This is a genomic window from Ferruginibacter sp., from assembly GCF_031391665.1.
Classification (GTDB): Bacteria; Bacteroidota; Bacteroidia; order Chitinophagales; family Chitinophagaceae; genus Ferruginibacter.
This window is the reverse complement of the sequence record NZ_JANMUN010000005.1, coordinates 1-2,918: the sequence shown is the minus strand read 5'-3', so window position 1 is coordinate 2,918 and position 2,918 is coordinate 1. Positions and strand designations below refer to the sequence as shown.

Annotated in this window: 3 protein-coding genes; 1 reads left to right on the top strand and 2 read right to left on the bottom strand. The window is 33.7% G+C overall.

Going from position 1 to position 2,918, the window contains the following annotated elements; genetic code table 11:
- On the top strand, positions 1-737 hold a 737-nt coding region (locus ACY651_RS00400), incomplete at its 5' end, for a hypothetical protein (RefSeq protein WP_462248551.1).
- A 31-nt stretch (positions 738-768) separates the two neighbouring features.
- On the opposite strand, the gene ACY651_RS00395 is transcribed toward ACY651_RS00400, so the two are convergent.
- Positions 769-2,550 (bottom strand): UvrD-helicase domain-containing protein, encoded by a 1,782-nt coding sequence (locus ACY651_RS00395; RefSeq protein WP_462248549.1) that lies wholly within the window; start codon positions 2,548-2,550, stop codon positions 769-771.
- Positions 2,550-2,918 (bottom strand): helix-turn-helix domain-containing protein (locus ACY651_RS00390; protein WP_462248547.1); only part of this gene is annotated, 369 nt, incomplete at its 5' end. The genes ACY651_RS00390 and ACY651_RS00395, both read right to left, overlap by 1 nt.

Below are 2,918 nucleotides of genomic sequence, written 5' to 3'. Positions count from 1 at the left end.
GAATTTGTTTATTGGTTTCCTGTGGAGGAAAGCAACAGATAAAATACCTAACGGATTTGGAACAGGTAAATATTAAAGGGAATGTTACAAAATTGGTAACAGAAACATATAATGTTGACAGCCTTGGCGAACTTGGAAAATTAGAGTCAGTAACAATTGAAATTTTTGATGAACTTGGGTACACCATTACTGATACAACAAAAAATTTTATAGAAAAGAGTGAGGTTGTTGAGTTTTTAATATTCAATAAAAACGGGTCTTTATCTACCTCGTCAACCTATGAAAATGGAAAGAAGCAATCAAAAATGTTGCTAAAATATAAAAGTAGTAAGTGTATAACTATAGAAATTTATGATTCAAAGGATAAGCTTGAAAGTTATTATGATAATATACAACAAACTGAATTTGGGCTTTTGTCAGGTATGAATAGTTACGATATCAAAAGCAAATTAATGATGTCTTATAAAAATGTTTATGATAGTATTTATCAAATTTGTGCAACTGCAAAAGATAGCAGCGGAATGCTTACTTCTGAAGTAAAGATACATTTGACGGACAAAAAATATCCGGAGAATATGCTTGAGGTCACCTACTTTAAGGATTCATCCGTTAAAAAGTATTTGTCTTACAAATATGAAAGTTGGGATACAGCAGGTAACTGGATACAGCAAACAGTTTTCAATGATAAAGGGCAGCCTGTGAAAATGGTCAAACGAATTTTTAGCTATCAATATTAAGGCTTAAAATATAAAATAATCCGTGACAGATTTATTTCAATCCCAGCTTTCTCAATCTTGATCTGATAGCACCTGCATTTCTACCAAAATGTTTTATAATCTCCGAGTCGGAAGTATTGTTATTAAAAAACTGCGTTAGTTTTTCATCTTGTTCCGGCGTCCACGGCTTGTAAGCTTCGCCGTGTTTTGCTCTTATTAATTCAACCGAATATGTTTTATCACTAGCACCTCTGTATTTAGAAAAATTAGATCTTTTTTTAGCCGCTTCTATAACCACAGGTTTAATTTCTTTTGGCTCTTCCTTTTTAATAATATTTATTTGTGCCAGTTTAGGAAAATCGGCAGGCAATAATTCTTCGGGAATGTGCAGCGTATTTTTAGTACGGGTAATAGCCACGTACAATAAATTTATTTCTTCGTTTAGTTTGTTGATTTTCTTTTCATCATTGTCCAATTCGTGTGCCTGCCGCTGTACTTTATCTTCGGTAATAAAATCTTTTACTAAATGCACCGAATCATATTCCATTCCCTTGCAACGGTGTACTGTAGAAAAAACAAGTTCAGCTTTTTCTTTATCATCCTTTTCAACCTGTTTTTGTTTTATAGTTTTTATAATGTCGTAAATATCATTACCATATTCTTTTACTATTTCCAGCATCATACTTAACTGGGCATCTTCTGTTTTTTCAATGTACTCTTCTAAATCTTTAATGGAACCCATCGATTTTATCAACGCATCTTTTATTAAAGCCCGTTTATTATTAAACAGATTTAAAACATCGTATAAAGAAGCGCCTTCATCAGCATAAGTGTAAGAATTAAAATTGCCTTCAAAATAAATTTTCTTGATATTTTTTTTCTCCGTTACATACTCAATTGCTTTTAACAACAAACCCAAATTGGTTCGGCCAATTACTGCTTTTGTTTTGGTATCGGTATTGGTACCAAGCCCTTTAATGGTAATGGGTTTGGTTTTGGTAATGGCATCTTTCCAAAATAAAACCTGTGTGGCAAGGTTGGCAATGTTTGCACCGAACCTAAAACTATGGCTCAAATTAAAAGTAGTAAAACTGGTTTTCTCAAGGGAATTTACAGCATATCGCCAGCTATAAATTTGCTGGTGTGTATCACCTACAATTACTTTTACGGCAGACTGGTTTAAAAAAATATCCAGCATTGCAGGAGAAGCATCTTGTCCTTCATCAAACAAAATATAATCAAATTGTAAAACAGGGTTTTGCAGTTGAAATTTTTTCAGGTAAAAATCATGTGTAATTTCTATCTCACCTTTATCCATTTTGGCAAGCAGTTGCCGGGTTTGTTTTTCTATAAAATGATAAAACGTTTTTACAAAAGTTTTGGCTTTGGTATCACTGATAGTATCTAAATAATTTAGCTCCTGCACTTTTGTTTTATCGCTGTTGCAAAAAAGTGCAATAAATTTATTGATGTGGTTGGCAATTACATACTCATGGTGTTTTTCGCCATTGCCCTGCAGGCACAGCAGCTCGGCTATTTCATGTGTTTTATAACCCTGCACCCGTACCTTATACTGGTGCTTGAAAACAATATTTTTATATGCCAGCGAATGGGCGGTTTCTACAGTAACATTTTGTAAACCCTTTGCAGCAAATTTTTTTATTGCTTCCAGCTTAACGGATTTATTAAATGCCAGGTATAAAATTTTACTGTTTGCTGGTCTGGCTTTGGCATACTCAATAACAGTAGTGGTTTTGCCCGAACCTGCAACGGCATTTATTTTTATATCACCGGCAGAATTTATAATGTCTTCCTGTTCTTGTGTTAGTTTCATCAGGCTGTTGTTGTTTTGCCCGCGGCCAGCACCATTTTTATTTCGCCGTAACTAACGTCTTTCGGTAAATTATCGATCAGTGTTTTATGGCTTAGCGAACCATGAATAACAACGGCATCTTTTATCTGTTGCTGTTTCTGCTTGCTTACCACATCGTCAATATTAACTTCTCCGGTAAAAACATAATGTGCTAAGTGTCCTTCAATTGTTGATTTTATTAGATTTCTTTCTTTGGATATTTCTGCAATACTTTTTCCTTCTTTGTATAAATCATAAGTAACAGCTTTAGTATCAACTTTTGCGACAGTACTTTTTTCTTTTCTTTCTCTTTTTGGGTTGATTAGTTTTTCTGCCATATTGGTTTCAAC

Bases quoted from the DNA above. Each gene is read 5' to 3' on its own strand.
- ACY651_RS00395 (WP_462248549.1), bottom strand. From the start codon at position 2,550: ATGAAACTAACACAAGAACAGGAAGACATTATAAATTCTGCCGGTGAT.